The sequence below is a fragment of the Actinacidiphila oryziradicis genome (assembly GCF_005047355.1).
In the GTDB taxonomy this organism is placed as follows: domain Bacteria; phylum Actinomycetota; class Actinomycetes; order Streptomycetales; family Streptomycetaceae; genus Actinacidiphila; species Actinacidiphila oryziradicis.
The window spans coordinates 78,000-91,598 of record NZ_SUMC01000018.1; the positions used below are offsets into that span (position 1 = coordinate 78,000).

At 71.0% G+C, this 13,599-nt stretch carries 12 protein-coding genes and 1 pseudogene; 8 read left to right on the plus strand and 5 right to left on the minus strand.

From position 1 onward, the window contains the following. Positions 1-17: 17 nt before the first annotated feature. Complete coding sequence (locus tag FCI23_RS19855; protein WP_136725263.1) at positions 18-662, plus strand: HAD-IA family hydrolase; 645 nt, start codon at positions 18-20, stop codon at positions 660-662. 182 nt (positions 663-844) lie between these two features. Further along, positions 845-1,831 (plus strand): annotated as a pseudogene (locus FCI23_RS19860) (tetratricopeptide repeat protein); the annotation flags it as partial. 48 nt (positions 1,832-1,879) lie between these two features. Here FCI23_RS19860 and FCI23_RS19865 read toward each other — a convergent pair. Further along, positions 1,880-2,254 carry an STAS domain-containing protein gene (locus FCI23_RS19865; protein WP_211265404.1) on the minus strand — a complete coding sequence of 125 codons (375 nt, stop codon included), beginning with the start codon at positions 2,252-2,254 and terminating at the stop codon, positions 1,880-1,882. Positions 2,255-2,529: 275 nt separating this feature from the next. Between FCI23_RS19865 and FCI23_RS19870 the strand changes: the two genes are divergently transcribed. Together FCI23_RS19870 and FCI23_RS19875 are read left to right on the plus strand one after the other, a co-directional pair. Next, on the plus strand, positions 2,530-3,078 hold the full coding sequence (locus tag FCI23_RS19870; protein WP_136725265.1) for an RNA polymerase sigma factor: 549 nt from the start codon (positions 2,530-2,532) through the stop codon (positions 3,076-3,078). Beyond that, on the plus strand, positions 3,075-4,301 hold the full coding sequence (locus tag FCI23_RS19875) for a maleylpyruvate isomerase N-terminal domain-containing protein (RefSeq protein ID WP_136725266.1): 1,227 nt from the start codon (positions 3,075-3,077) through the stop codon (positions 4,299-4,301). Before FCI23_RS19870 ends, FCI23_RS19875 begins: the two co-directional genes overlap by 4 nt. A 26-nt stretch (positions 4,302-4,327) precedes the next feature. Here FCI23_RS19875 and purU read toward each other — a convergent pair whose 3' ends face one another. After that, positions 4,328-5,182, minus strand: coding sequence for a formyltetrahydrofolate deformylase (gene purU, locus FCI23_RS19880; protein WP_136725267.1), 855 nt, complete (start codon positions 5,180-5,182; stop codon positions 4,328-4,330). Positions 5,183-5,236: 54 nt separating this feature from the next. Further along, the gene (locus FCI23_RS19885) at positions 5,237-5,683 is read right to left on the minus strand and encodes an SCO4402 family protein (protein WP_211265408.1); all 447 of its coding nucleotides are present in this window, start codon (positions 5,681-5,683) and stop codon (positions 5,237-5,239) included. Positions 5,684-5,882: 199 nt separating this feature from the next. On the opposite strand from FCI23_RS19885, the gene FCI23_RS19890 reads away from it, so the two are divergent. Continuing rightward, the gene (locus tag FCI23_RS19890; protein WP_136725269.1) at positions 5,883-7,136 is read left to right on the plus strand and encodes an ABC transporter substrate-binding protein; all 1,254 of its coding nucleotides are present in this window, start codon (positions 5,883-5,885) and stop codon (positions 7,134-7,136) included. A 27-nt stretch (positions 7,137-7,163) separates the two neighbouring features. On the opposite strand, the gene FCI23_RS19895 is transcribed toward FCI23_RS19890, so the two are convergent. Continuing rightward, complete coding sequence (locus FCI23_RS19895; RefSeq protein ID WP_136725270.1) at positions 7,164-8,024, minus strand: hypothetical protein; 861 nt, start codon at positions 8,022-8,024, stop codon at positions 7,164-7,166. A 786-nt stretch (positions 8,025-8,810) separates the two neighbouring features. Beyond that, complete coding sequence (locus FCI23_RS19900; protein WP_136725271.1) at positions 8,811-10,193, minus strand: transcriptional regulator; 1,383 nt, start codon at positions 10,191-10,193, stop codon at positions 8,811-8,813. Positions 10,194-10,449: 256 nt separating this feature from the next. Between FCI23_RS19900 and FCI23_RS19905 the strand changes: the two genes are divergently transcribed. The 3 genes from FCI23_RS19905 to FCI23_RS19915 all read left to right on the plus strand — a co-directional run bounded on the left by FCI23_RS19905 (position 10,450) and on the right by FCI23_RS19915 (position 13,592). Continuing rightward, positions 10,450-11,106, plus strand: a complete 657-nt coding sequence (locus FCI23_RS19905) for a bifunctional DNA primase/polymerase (RefSeq protein WP_407645996.1) — start codon at positions 10,450-10,452, stop codon at positions 11,104-11,106. 123 nt (positions 11,107-11,229) lie between these two features. Next, a complete protein-coding gene (locus tag FCI23_RS19910) occupies positions 11,230-12,018 on the plus strand; it encodes an ABC transporter ATP-binding protein (RefSeq protein WP_246143848.1) in 789 nt (262 codons plus the stop codon). Further along, on the plus strand, positions 12,015-13,592 hold the full coding sequence (locus FCI23_RS19915) for a transporter (protein ID WP_136725273.1): 1,578 nt from the start codon (positions 12,015-12,017) through the stop codon (positions 13,590-13,592). The genes FCI23_RS19910 and FCI23_RS19915 overlap by 4 nt, the downstream gene beginning before the upstream one ends. Positions 13,593-13,599: the final 7 nt, after the last annotated feature.

A 13,599-nucleotide genomic window follows, 5' to 3' on the forward strand; every position in this document is an offset into this window, starting at 1 on the left:
ACCGCAGGGAGCGCCGCATGAACCGCCGCACAGGCCTGATCCTCGACTTCGGCGGGGTACTGACCACCAGCGTCCCCTCCTGCGCACTCGGCTTCGACCGCCGTGCCGGCCTGCCCGACGGCACTTTCCTGTCGTTGATCGCCAAGGACCCGCAAGGCGCCGCACTGTTCGCCGACCTCGAACGCGGGGCGATCACCCAGACCGAGTGGAACGAACGCACCGCCGCCCTGCTGGGCATCGACGGCACCGACCTGCTCCGCCGGGCGCTGGAGGACCTGCGCCCGGAGCCGTCGGTCATCGCCGCCGCCCAGACCGCCCGCGCCGCCGGGATAACGGTCGGGATCTTCTCCAACAGCCTCGGCGCCGGGCCGTACGACATCTACGATGGCTACTACCTCGATCGGCTGTACGATGCCGTGCTGATCTCCGAAGACCACAAAGCCCGCAAGCCCGATCCGGCCCTCTACCGGACCATGCTCGACCTCATGGACCTTCCCGGCGAGGCGTGCGTGTTCGCCGACGACACCGCCCGCAATCTGCCGCCCGCAGAAGAACTCGGCATCGCCACGATCCTCGCCAGGGACCCGGCGGACACGATCGCGCAGTTGGAAGCCCTCCTCGGACTCCCGCTGACGGGACATGACCAGGTCGTGGCGAGCTGATCGTGACCGGTCGTCAACGGTCCGGGCGACGCCCCGGCAACGGACCCGGCAACGGACCGCGGCCCCGGCGCGCACCGCACGCGTACCAACTCGTGACACTACCCGTGCCGCAGCCGCTGTAACCTCCTTCTCATGTGCGGCCCGCCGGGCCGCGGGGAGGGGGGATCGTGACGGACCGGTCCGAGGCCTCAGAGCGTCTGGCGCTCGGTGAGAGCGCCCTGCAGAGCGGTGAGCTCACCGTCGCGCGCGCCCATTTCGAGGCCGCCGAGGCACTGCTGGCCGACGAGCCGCTGCCACGGCGGGCGGCGGCGGTACGGGGAATCGCGGTGACCCATCTGCTGGCCGGGGAGGTGCGGTACGCGTGCGTGCTGCTCGAGACGGCGATCGAGCAGTTGGAAGCGAAGGGTGGGCCCCGCAGTCCGGAGACGGACGACGCGCTGTTGTTACTGCACACCGCGTCCATTGCCCCGTACACCGACCTGGGGGCATACGCACGCGCCGCACAGGCCGCCGAACTCGCCCTCGCTCTGGTGCCGCACGCCACTGACCAGGCGCTGGTCGCCCGTGCCCACCGAAGCGTCGCGCGGACGCTGATCGCCACCGGCCGGATCGCCGAGGCCGAGGCATCGCTCGCCACCGCCCAGGAGCTGTACGAACAGCTGGGGCCGCATGCCGAATTGGCGCAGGTCCACTGGATGCGCGGATATGTGCATGCCCAGGGCGGCGACCTCGCCCGTGCCGAGACCGAACTCCGTACCGCCCGCGACATGCTCTCCGCCGACGGGGCCGCGCTGTATACCGTCCAGGTCGAGGTCGAGCTCGCGGACGTCCTGCGCCGCCGAGGGTTGCGGGCCGAGGCCGAAGAGCTTCTACGGTCCCATCTCGACCGGCTCAGCCCCTGGCACGGCGCTGTCCACGCCGGCGGCGTGCACCGCCTCCTCGGCCAGATCGCCGAGGAACACGGTGACACCGAGGGCGCCGAGGAACACTACGTGTCGGCCCTGGCCCTCCTCGAACGCGCCGGTGCCGCCGGCGACCTGGCCGACATCTGCCGTCTGCTCGGCGATCTCTTCCGCCGCACCGGCCGCGTCGAAGCCGCCCTGGGCGCCTACCGCACCGGCCTCGGCCACAAGGCCGCCATAGGCACGACAACGCTGGGGCAGGCGTGATCGAACCGGGGGGCGCGGCCGCCGCCGTGGACCGTACGCCGTCAGCCGCTACGCGCTGAGCGGCGGCGCGGCCTCGTCCGTCGCCGCCTCAAGGTCCGGGTAGACCTCAAAAAGGCGCCGCACGCCCAGCGCGGACAGAACGCGGTTGACGTGGGAACCGTCCACCGCCCCGCCCTCGGGAAGAATCAGCCGGAGCCGTCCCGCGCAAGAGCGCATCAGGCGCCGTGCGGCGATGAGAACGCCCACCCCGCTCGAGTCGCAGAAGCAGACCTCGGCCAGGTCGAGCACTATATGACGCCGGCCGTCCGCAACCGCGTCATGAACATGCTGACGGACCGCGGGTGCGGTCACCAGGTCCATCTCACCCGAGACGGATACGATGGTCCAATCATGTTGTTGGGTCTGCATCACCTTCAACGCCATTGGCTCCGGCCTTTCCTCGGGTCCTCGGTCCTCTGGCAGCGGTCCGACTGACCCTACGCCCTGCCCCCGCCCCTTCCCCGCAATCTTCCGGTCACACCCGGATAACGCATTATCAAAAGCGGTCCCTTCTGGCGGCAGGTTGCCGCAAAGGGACGTGCGCCGTCAGAACCGACCGTTACATTCGATCTGACCGGCCTTATATGGCACGGTCGGTAGGACTACGGGCAAAACGGCGGGACAGCGCAGGGGCGAGACGGCGAGAAGGGGACATCCGCATGACAGCGGCAGCAGCACCACCCCGCTGGGACCGGAAGATGCAGCAGCGCCTCGCCCGCGGCGAGGAAGCCGCCCTCGGCGAGCTGTACGACCGGTTCGCGCCGCTGGTGCACAGCCTGGCCCACCGCGTCATGGACGACGAGGACGCGGCCGCGCAGATCACCCGCGAGGTCTTCGGCTACATATGGGAGAACCCGGACGCCTACGACCCCAAGCGCGGATCGCTACGTTCCTGGGTCGCCGGCATCACCCAGCGGCAGGCCGTCCACCGGCTGCGCCAGGCGTCGTGCCCGGACGAGAGCAACCCGGAGGAGATCGAGGCCCGGATCCGGGAGGCCTCGGCCGCCGCCCGCGCCGACTACATCGTCGACTCCATGCCCGCTCCGCTGCGCGCCGCCCTCGATCTCGCCTACCGCAAGCATCGTGACTACCGGCAGACCGCCGCTGTCCTGGGCGTCACCGAGGACGAGGCCCGCCGCCGGCTGCGGCTCGGACTGCAACTGCTCTCCACCGCCGTCGACCAACCCCGGCGCGGAGGGCTGCTGTGAACGGCCCGGCACCGGGCAACGGCCCGCATCTCGGTGGCGGCTCCGAACTGCCCTGCGTGCCGCAGCCCCGCGTGACACTCGAGAACGGGGACGCCCCCACCGGCCCGGTCCGCAGCAGCGTCGGACCGCTACCCAGTTTCGACCACCAGACCCTCCGTTCCCTGCTCGGCGCCTTCGCGCTGGGCGCCTGCTCCCGCGACGAGGGCCTTGCCATAGAGGTCCATCTCACCGACTGCGCCGCCTGCGCCGACGAGGCGCTGCGGCTGAGCGACGCCGTCGGCCTGCTCCATCCCGAGGACTCCCTCGACCTCGATCCATTACTACGCGCCCGGGTCCTGGAGAACTGCCTCGGCCGCCGCCCCGCCCGGATCCCGGTCCCCGAGTGGGCCGCGCCCTACGACGCCGAGACCGCGCGGCTCGATGCCTTCCTCGCCGACCTCAACGAGCCCGAGTGGCACGAGCCGGTCAGGCTCTCCTGGTGGAAGGGCGAGCGCATCCTCACCCTCTGCGGCGTCCTCTCCCACCTCGGCTCCGTCGACGGCCTCGTCGCCGCCTCGCTCGGCCTCGACGACCCGCTCGGGCCCGGGTCGCCCCGTACGATGCTCGACCGTACGAACAGCGCAGCCGAGCGGTGCCGCGCCCACCGGTCCTCGCTCGTACGGGACAGCTGGCGCACCCAGACCCGTGACATCGTGCGCACGCTCTCCTTCGCCGGCTCCGGTACCGGCGGGCTGCCCGTCGACTACGCCGACTTCGTGCTGCCCATGCGCGACGCGCTCGTCGACCGCGCCTTCGAGTGCTGGATACACGCCCAGGACATCGCCAACGCCCTCGACTACCCGGAGTACGGCCCGCCCTCGGCCCGCCACCTCAACAAGATGGTCGATCTCGCCGCGCGCATGCTCCCCAGCGCCCTCGCCGCCCGCCGCCGCGCCGGCCTCACCAGCTCCCCGGTCCGCCTCGTCGCCGCCGGCACCCCGGGCCGCTCTCTGCACCTCCACATCGAAGGCAACGGCGGCGGCCACTGGGACATCTCCCTGGACTCCCCCGGCGCCCTGGCCTCCCGGGACAACGCCATCGCCAGCATCGCCCTGGACAGCGTCGACTTCTGCCACCTCGCCGCCGGCCACATCGAGCCCGAACGCGTCGCCGTCGGCCAGGAAGGCGACACCTCCGCCATCCGTGACGTCCTCTTCGCCACAGCCAGCCTCAGCCGCCTCTAGGGCCTGTCCGACCGCTGCGGCCCTCGTCAGGCGAAGACCACGGTGCGTCGGCCGTCGAGCAGCACCCGGTGCTCGCTGTGCCACTTCACGGCCCGCGCCAGTGCCTGGCACTCGACATCGCGTCCCACGGCGACAAGCTGCTCGGGGGTGACCTGGTGCCCGACCCGCTCGACTTCCTGCTCGATGATCGGGCCCTCGTCAAGGTCGGCCGTCACATAGTGCGCGGTGGCACCGATCAGCTTCACGCCCCGCTCATGCGCCTGGTGGTACGGCCTGGCGCCCTTGAAACTCGGCAGGAAGGAATGGTGGATGTTGATGATCTTCCCGGAGAGCTCCTTGCAGAAGTGGTCCGAGAGAACCTGCATATACCGGGCGAGCACCACCAGCTCAACGTGCTCCCGCTGGACGAGCGCAAGCAGCTCCGCCTCCGCCTCGGCCTTGTTCTCCTTCGTGACCGGGATGTGCCGGAAAGGGATGCCGTAGGCGCCGACGAGCGCCTCGAAGTCGGTGTGGTTGGAGACCACGGCCGCGATCTCGATCGGCAGCGCACCGATGCTGGTCCGGAAGAGGAGATCATTCAGGCAGTGGCCGAACCTGCTGACCATCAGGACGACCCGCATCCGCTCCTCGGAGGGATGGATCCGCCAGTCCATGTGATATGCGTCACCAACGGCGGCGAAGCTGGCCCGCAGCTTCTCCAGCGTGACCGGCGACTGCCCCGAGAAGTGGACGCGCATGAAGAAAAGGCCCGTGTCGCGGTCCCCGAACTGCTGGCTGTCCTCGATGTTGCAGCCGGTCATGAAGAGATAGCTCGACACGGCGTGCACAATGCCCGTCTTGTCGGGGCAGGACAAGGTCAGCACATACTGCGACTCGTTCACCGGAAAAGACTCGCACACACCCCGCCCGGCAGGGAAAACCCGTCCGTCAGGCGGTCAGGCGGTACGCGTGTATATCGCGAGTACGTCCAGCGAGCGCGGCGGCGCGTCCGGGTCCTCCCCGTCGGCCGTGGCCAGCCGCACATGCGCCTCACGGGCGGCACGGACGGCCTCCGGCCAGCCGTGGTGCTCCAGATAGGCGGAGACGGGGGCGTCCGCGCCGACCTGGTGCAGGATCTTCAGCACCCGCAGCACGGCGACATCGATGAGCGCCGCCTCCTGCGAGTCCCGGAAGACGGTGCCGACGTACTTCTCGGCGGACCAGTTGTCCAGCCAGGTGTCCTCGACCAGCCGGTAGACGGCATCAGTGACGTCTCCGTAACCGGGCCGCCCGGCAAGCCAGCACTCCTGCTGGAAAACCGGGTCGCTGATCATGTGCAGCGCCGAGCGCACATTGGTGCGCCAGCGCCACCACGGCATGTCATTGAGCGGCATACCGCCCATCGTGATGGAGCGGGCACCTCGACGGGAAGACTTCTCCGAACTCTGCACAGTGCACGATCGTACGTTCCATGGAAGCAGCGCTCCTAATTCACCCTAAAGTGACCCGTTGTTAACCTATGGTCACCCCGGCGTTGGGGCGGGCGCGGAATCTTCACATCACATGACTGACCGTGGTATGGGTTCAAGCGCGGGCGGACGCATGCGCAAAGCCGCCCGGTTCATCAGCCTGTTGACCTGCGGCGCGCTGCTCAGCGGCTGCGGCGGGCTTTCGGCGTCCTCGGGGAGCCCGGCTCCGATCACCGTCATGACCTGGGCGCCCGAGGGCACCAAGGCGACCAACATGCCGGGGATGCCGGCGATGGCGGAGGCCTACGCCAAGTACATCAATGCCAAGGGCGGCATAAACGGGCACAAGTTGAAGGTGCTCACCTGCAACGAGCACAACGACAGCGTCGCCGTCGCCAATTGCGTCGACCGCGCCTCCCACGCGGGGGCGGTCGCCGTCGTCGGCTCCTACAGCGAGCACGGCGCCAGCTTCTCCGCCGCCCTGGAGACGGCCGGCATCCCGTATATCGGGGGCTACGGGATCACGCAGGAGGAGTTCGCCAGCCCCGTCTCGTACCCCGTCAACGGCGGCCTGCCCGCCCTCCTGGCCGGCAACGGACAGCAACTCGCCGCCAAGTGCTCCAAGGTCTCCCTCGTCCGCCCGGACACCACCGCCGGCGACCAGTTCCCCGGCTTCCTCGACGCCGGGCTGCGCAATGCCGGCAAGAGCGACGCCACCGACCTGAGGGCCCCCGACGACGCCACGGACTACACCTCCGCCGCCCAGCAATCCATCGGCAACGACGCCAGCGGCCAATGCGTCACCGCCGTCCTCGGCGACGCCACCGCCACCTTCTTCGACTCCTTCCGGCGCCTGCGCGAAACCGACTCCGGCACCGGCACCGAGCACGCCCCCCGGGCCCACATCGCCTCCGTCCTCGGCAGTGTCACCCAGTCCACCGTCGACAGCACCGGCGGCAGCACCAGCCCCCTCGAAGGCGCCCTCGTCACGTCCTGGTACCCGCCCGCCGCCGACACCGCCTGGGCCCCGATGAAGCAGGTCATCCAGAAGTACGCCTTCAACGACGACCGCATCGACGCCAACGACCCCGGCGTCCAGACCACCTGGATCGCCTACACCGCCTTCACCCAAGTCGTCGCGTCCCTCGGTCACCAGGCCATCACCGCCACCAACGTCATGCGCGCCTTCGGCTCCGCCCACGGCATCTCCACCGGCGGCCTCACCCCGCCCCTCGGCTGGCGCGACGCCGACCTCCTCCCCGTCCCGGACCTTCCCCGAATGGTCAACGCCAAGGTCACCTACCAAGTCGTCCGCAACGGCCGCCTCGTCGCCGCCCGCTCCGGCTTCGCCGACGTCAGCGGAACCCTCGAAACCACCCCGCAGTAGCTGGAGCCACCGGGGGCGGGAAAGTAGTCAGAGCTGGGTGAACTGGCGCTGCGTCAGGCCGTACTTCTTGGCGATCACATTCCACAGCCCGACGGCTGTCCGCTTGGCCTGCGTCGCGGTGCCGCTCTCGCGGTTGCCGGCCGCGGTCTCACTGGTGCTGCGGGCGGAACCGTGCTTGCACACCTTGCCCTTGCCGGATGCCTCGCCGGCCCAGGCCGCGTAGTGGGTGTCGGCGGCGGCCGAGGCCTTCCAGGCCTTGTTGAGGGCGTCGGTGAGGGCCTGGTTGTCCGGCAATTGGTCCACGGAGAGGGCGCCGAGCCGCGTCACTAGGTCGTTGCGCTGGGTCGCTGCGTTCTGCAGATCCGTGGCGGCCTGGCCGAGGTTCTGGCAGGCCTTGATGCTCGCCACGGCGCTGATCACGGACGAGCGGCTGTTGCCGCTCTCCTTCAGGAGGGCGTCCAGCTTCCGTGCCTGCGCCTCCTCACCGCTCGCACCCCCAGCCGACGAGGACGCGGAGGACGATGGTGTCGCGCTCCCGTTCCCCGCCGCCGCGGAATCTCCGCTGCTGCCGCTGCTGAGCACGGCCCCGGCTGCCAGGCCGACCAGCGCGCACCCGCCGACGACTATGCCGATCACCGCAGCAGGCGAAAGCTTCTTGCGCCCACGCGCGGCCGACGGCCCGGGCTCGTAGGGCGACGGCGGCTGCTGCTGGAACTGCGGTGGCTGCTGGTACGGCGGCTGCTGCTGGTACGGCGGCTGCTGCTGGTACGGCGGCTGCGCCGGAAGCGGGGCGTCCGGCCGCTGGTACAGGTGGTCGAAGTCGTCCTGCGGCGGCGGCTGCTGCTGGGGCTCCTCGTAACGTGGCAGATGCTGAGTCGCGTCTGCCACACCGGCCGGTATGGCCCCCTGCTGATAGGGCGGAAGGAGCTGGGTCGCCCCGTCAGGTATTCCGCCAGGTATTCCGCCAGGTATTCCGTCAGGTATTCCGTCAGGTACTCCGCCAGGCGTTCCCGGCCGTATGCCGAAGGGCGCGCTCGCCGGCGCCGGCGGACCGGCCACTGCCTCCGGAGGCAGGGGCCCCGGCAGCGGCGCGGGGGCCTGCGGATACGGCGGAAGGAACTGAGTGTCGTCCGCCGCGCCCGTCGGCGCGGACGCCTGCGGATACGGCGGGAACATCTGGGTGGCGCCCTCGTCCGGCTGCGGGGCATACGAGACCGGATACACCGGGAACTGCTGGGGCTGCTCGCCCGCCGGCCCCCATGGCTGGCCGGCCGCCGGTACGGGTTCCCACGCCGGGCCCCCGGACGACGGCAGCACCACACCCTCGTGCACCTGCGGCGGCGGACTGTACTGCCCGTCCGGCGTCTCCTCGCCACGCCCGCTGTGCCTCACCGGAACTCCTGCCTCCACCGCGCCTATGGAATCGTCAGCTCACGCTACCGGGTCGCCTCCCCGCTCGGCCACGTCCACCTCCTTCACGGGCGCTCGCCTGCCCCGGCCGACCACCGCCCAAACGCCCTCCCACAAGCCATCACACCCGCTGAACCACCCCGGGGATGTCGGTCCCGTAACGATTTCGTCCGGCCGCCGGAAACCCGCCCGTCAGTGAGATGCCGGGCCGGGCCGGGCGGCGGAGGGGCCGTTCATGACCGGCCGGACGCCGCCGGACAGGCTCTAAGCGGCAGCCTGCTGCTCCTCCAGCCGCGCGCTGAACTCCCGAACCACCGCCTCCTGAGCGTACGGCTCCAAGCGGTGCCGGAAGTCGTCCAGATACTCCGCCCCGCGATTGGACCGCAGTCCCGACAACAGCTCAACGGCCTGCGCGCCGTTGTGGCACGCCTGCTCGACCTCGCGCTGCTGGACCTGCGCCTGAGCCAGCACCAGCAGTCCGATGGCGCGCCGCCGCACCTTGTTGGGGCCGTGCCCGGCCAGGGCCTCCTCCGCGCGGCGGACGGCCTGCTGGGGCTGGACCAGGTCGCGGTGACAGTGCGCCAGCTCATCCGCGAGATAGGCCTGGTTGAAGTGGGCGATCCAGTCGGGGTCCTCGTCCGGCTCGGACCGGCCGAGGGCCTCTATCGCCTGTCCGGCGACCGTGGCGCACGCCCGTGCGTCACCGAGAAGCGCGTGGCCGCGCGCCTCGGCGGCGTAGAACATCGCCTGCGCGGTCGGCGTGACCTGCCCGCGGGCGCCTTCCTGCGCGGCCCGCGCGAGCTGCGCGATCTCCCGGGGGTTGCCCAGCGAGGCGGCGAGGTGGCTCATCCCTGCGGCGAGCACATAACCGCCGTACGCCCGGTCGCCGGCCGCCTGGGCGAGCCGCAGGGCCTGGATGTAGTACCGCTGGGCGAGCCCGGGCTGGCCGGTGTCGACGGCCATGTAGCCTGCGAGCTCGGTCAACCGTGCCACGGCCGCGAAGAGCTGACGCCCCGTCGACTCGCGGTAGGAGCCGGCCAGCAGACCCGAGACCACGCTGTTCAGGTAGTGGACGACGACGGGCCGGACGTGTCCGCTGCCGAAGCGGTGGTCGAGGTCCTTCAGAGCCGCCGTGGTGGCCTTTACGGCCTCGACGTCGGACGGGCCGACCCGCGGCCCGCCGGAGCGCGCGACCTGGCCGTCGACCCGGGTGATCAGCCAGTCGCGGCTGGGCTCGACGAGCGCGGAGGAGGCGACCGTGGAGCCGGAGAGGAAGTCCCGGCGCCCGATGTCGCTGCGCCACAGCTCACAGACCTGCTCGATCGCGCCCAGCACGGTCGGCGCGAAGTGGAGTCCGACGCCGGTGGCGAGATTCTTGCCGTTCGCCATGCCGATCTCGTCGATGGTGACGGTGCGCCCCAGCTTGCGGCCGATCGCCTCGGCGATCATCCCCGGGGCCCGGCCGCGCGGTTGCTGGCCGCGCAGCCAGCGGGCGACGGAGGTCTTGTCGTAGCGGAGGTCGAGGCCGTGTTCGGCCCCGCACATATTGACGCGGCGGGCCAAACCGGCATTGGAGCAGCCGGCTTCCTGGATCAGCGCCTGCAGCCGTTCGTTCGGCTGTCGCGCCACAAGTGGTCGGGCGGCCATCGGTGGTTCCCCCTCTTCACTCCATCACTGCGGGCATCACTGCGGGCCTGCGAGCAAGATCTCTGCCCAGTACGCAATACACGAATTCGCGCCACTCTTTACAATCTGCTGCATGGTGTACGTCAACATGCCAAAAGCTGACTACCCGCATCATGAGGGACGCTTTGCCGCGCGCCCCCGCCCATGCATCTGTGCGCCCGGCATGAGCCGCGACGTCACCCCGTAACCCCCGTCCACAAGCTCCGTTGTGCTGGTCGTGGAAGACACCATCGGAGCCCCGCGGCAGCTCACCGGCCAACTGCTCGACACAGCGGTCCGATATGCGGAGGAGAGTCACTGGGAAGTGCTCTCCGGCACATGGCTCGAGGACGAGCACGGCGGCAGCCCCCGCTGCTCCTGCGCCGCCCCCGCGTGCCCCGCTCCGGGCGCCCACCCGACCCGACCCGACTGGGCCACCCAGGCCAGTGGCAGCGCGGTCGCCGTACGCCACATGTGGCACAAACAGCCGCGCTCCTCGATCCTGCTCCCCACCGGCCGCACCTTCGACGCCCTCGACGTCCCGGAAGTGGCCGGCTGCCTCGCGCTCGCCCGCATGGAGCGGATGGACCTGCCGCTCGGCCCCGTCATCTGCACCCCCGGGCGCCGGCTCGTCTTCTTCGTCCTGCCCGGCGCGACAGCCAAGGTCCCGGACCTCCTGAGGCGCCTGGGCTGGCCCCCCTCCTCCCTCGACCTGATCGTCCGCGGCGAGGGCGACTACATCCCCGCCCCGCCCACCCGCATGGGCAACTCCGGCTCCGTCCAGTGGGCCCGCCAGCCCACCGCCCTCAACCGCTGGCTCCCCGACGCCGAAGAGCTGCTCAGCCCGCTCGCCTACGCCTGCGGCCGCGAAGCAGCGGCGGTGCGCAGCCGCTAGCGGCTGGGGGGCCGAATGACGGGGGCGTTATGCCCACCTGAATCGACGCAAAGCGGGCACAAGGCCCTCGTCATTCGGCGACCACGAGACCTGCGGCCGCGGGCCGCCACGTACGCTGGCCCCGTGCCCAACGACAATGCCCCCGCGGTGCAGGTCCACGGCCTGTGGAAGCGGTTCGGCCAGCAGATCGCGGTGGCCGGGATCGACCTTGAGCTGCCCGCAGGGCACTTCATCGGGCTCGTCGGCCCGAACGGCGCCGGTAAGACCACCACCCTCTCCATGGTGACCGGCCTGCTCCGCCCCGATGCCGGCACCGTGGAGATCGGCGGCGCCGACGTATGGCGCGATCCGGTCGCCGTGAAATCCCGGATCGGCGTGCTGCCCGAGGGCCTTCGCCTCTTCGAGCGGCTCTCGGGCCGCGAACTGCTCGCGTACACGGGCCGGCTGCGCGGCATCCCCGGTGCGGAGACGGACCGGCGCGCCGCCCAGCTCCTGGACGTCCTGGACCTCTCCCCGGCCCAGAACAAACTGGTCGTCGACTACTCGACCGGCATGCGCAAGAAGATCGGCCTGGCGGCGGCCCTCCTGCACAACCCGGAAGTGCTGTTCCTGGACGAACCGTTCGAGGGCGTCGACCCGGTGTCGGCGCAGGTCATCCGGGGCGTGTTGGAGCGCTACACCGCCTCCGGCGCGAGCGTTGTCTTCTCCTCGCACGTCATGGAGCTGGTGGAGAGCCTGTGCGACTGGGTGGCGGTGATGGCGGCCGGCCGGATCGTCGCGCAGGGCCCGCTCGCGGACGTACGCGGAGCGGCGCCCAGCCTCCAGGACGCGTTCTTGTCGCTGGTCGGGGCGACCGGCCGTACGGGGGGCCAGGACCTGGACTGGCTGGGCAGCATGAAGGGGCCCCAGTGACGGGCACCTTCATCCGGCTCAAGCTGGCGGTGATCCGCAACGGCCTGCGGCAGTCCACCGGCCGGACGATCGGCTGGGTGCTCGGCACGCTCTTCACCCTCTTCTACGCCCTGGCCACGGCCGCCGGGATGATCGCGCTGCGGGGCGACGACTACGCGCCCTCGGTGGCGGTGACCCTCGCCGTGGCGCTGGGCATCGGCTGGGCGGTGATGCCGCTGTTCCTGTTCGGCGGGGACGACACGCTCGACCCGACCCGGCTGGCGATGCTGCCGCTGCGGCCACGGCCGCTGATAGGGGCGCTGCTGGTCTCCTCGCTCTTCGGGGTCGGCCCGGTCTTCACGGTGCTCGCGACGGCCGGTGCTGTGGCCGCGCTTGCGCACGGTGCGGCGTCCGTCGTCGCCGGGGTCGTGGCCGTACCGCTGGTGCTGCTGCTGTGCGTGGCTCTGTCGCGGGCGGTGGCCGCCGCCAACACGCGGCTGCTCACCAGCCGCCGGGGGCGCGATCTGGCGCTGCTGAGCGGGCTTTTCGTGGCCGTGGGCGCGCAGTTGGTGAACCTCGGGGCGAGCACGCTGGCGTCCTCCGACGGGCTGCACCGGGTGCGGTCCGTCGCCTCCGTCCTGCGCTGGGTGCCGCCCGCCCCGGCGGTGGACGCCGTACGGGCGGCAGCGGACGGCTCGTACGGCCTGGCCGTGGCGGAACTGGCCTGTGTGGCCGCTGTGCTGGCCCTGGTGCTCTTCTGGTGGCACCGCAGCCTGTACCGGCTGATGGTGTCCCCCGACGCCTCCACCCTCCGGGTGTCCGAGGCGAAGGCCAGGAAGACCCGCTCCACCGGCCTCTCCCGCCTCCTCCCCGCCGGCCGCACCGGCACCGTCATGGAGCGCCAGTTCCGCTACGCGTGGCGGGACCCGCGTGCCAAGGCCGCCTGGGCGACAGCCCTGGCAGTCGGGCTGCTGCTGCCGGTGGTCTCGGCCGTGCAACACGGCAGTGTCTACTCCTCCTGCTGGGCGGCCGGGCTGCTCGGACTGCAGATGTACAACCAGTTCGGCGCCGACGGCTCCGCCTTCTGGACCGTCGCCGCCACCATCTCCACCCGCCGCGACGCATCCGCCGAACTCAGCGCCCGCGCCCTGTCGATCGCCGTCGTCGCCATCCCGTACGTCGCCGCTGTGACGATCGGCGCGGCCCTCCTGCTCGACCGTGCGGGCGCGATCCCGGAAACCCTCGGCCTCTCCTTCGCCCTCCTCGGCGCCCTGATAGCCACCGGCACCTTCGCCAGCGTCCGCTTCCCCTACGCCGTGCCTCACGACAACCCCTTCGGCAACGCCGCCCCGGGCCAGGGCGGCCTCGCCACCCTCTCGGTCTTCGCGGGCGGCGCGATGGGCAGCGCGCTGTGCCTCCCGCCGCTCGCCGTGCTGATCTGGCTGCACATCGCGGGACACCACGGCTGGCTCTGGCTGCTGCTGCCGGGCGGGGCGCTCTACGGTGCCGCGCTGGCGGTCGGCGGGCTCCGCTTCACGGCACCACGGATGGTGGGGCGGCTGCCGGAGATCCTGGCGGCGGTCAGCAGTGGATGACCGCCGC

Bases quoted from the DNA above. Each gene is read 5' to 3' on its own strand.
- FCI23_RS19855 (WP_136725263.1), top strand. From the start codon at position 18: ATGAACCGCCGCACAGGCCTGATCCTCGACTTCGGCGGGGTACTGACC.
- FCI23_RS19865 (WP_211265404.1), bottom strand. From the start codon at position 2,254: ATGGCGTTGAAGGTGATGCAGACCCAACAACATGATTGGACCATCGTA.
- FCI23_RS19885 (WP_211265408.1), bottom strand. From the start codon at position 5,683: ATGGGCGGTATGCCGCTCAATGACATGCCGTGGTGGCGCTGGCGCACC.
- FCI23_RS19900 (WP_136725271.1), bottom strand. From the start codon at position 10,193: ATGGCCGCCCGACCACTTGTGGCGCGACAGCCGAACGAACGGCTGCAG.
- FCI23_RS19890 (WP_136725269.1), top strand. From the start codon at position 5,883: ATGCGCAAAGCCGCCCGGTTCATCAGCCTGTTGACCTGCGGCGCGCTG.
- FCI23_RS19870 (WP_136725265.1), top strand. From the start codon at position 2,530: ATGACAGCGGCAGCAGCACCACCCCGCTGGGACCGGAAGATGCAGCAG.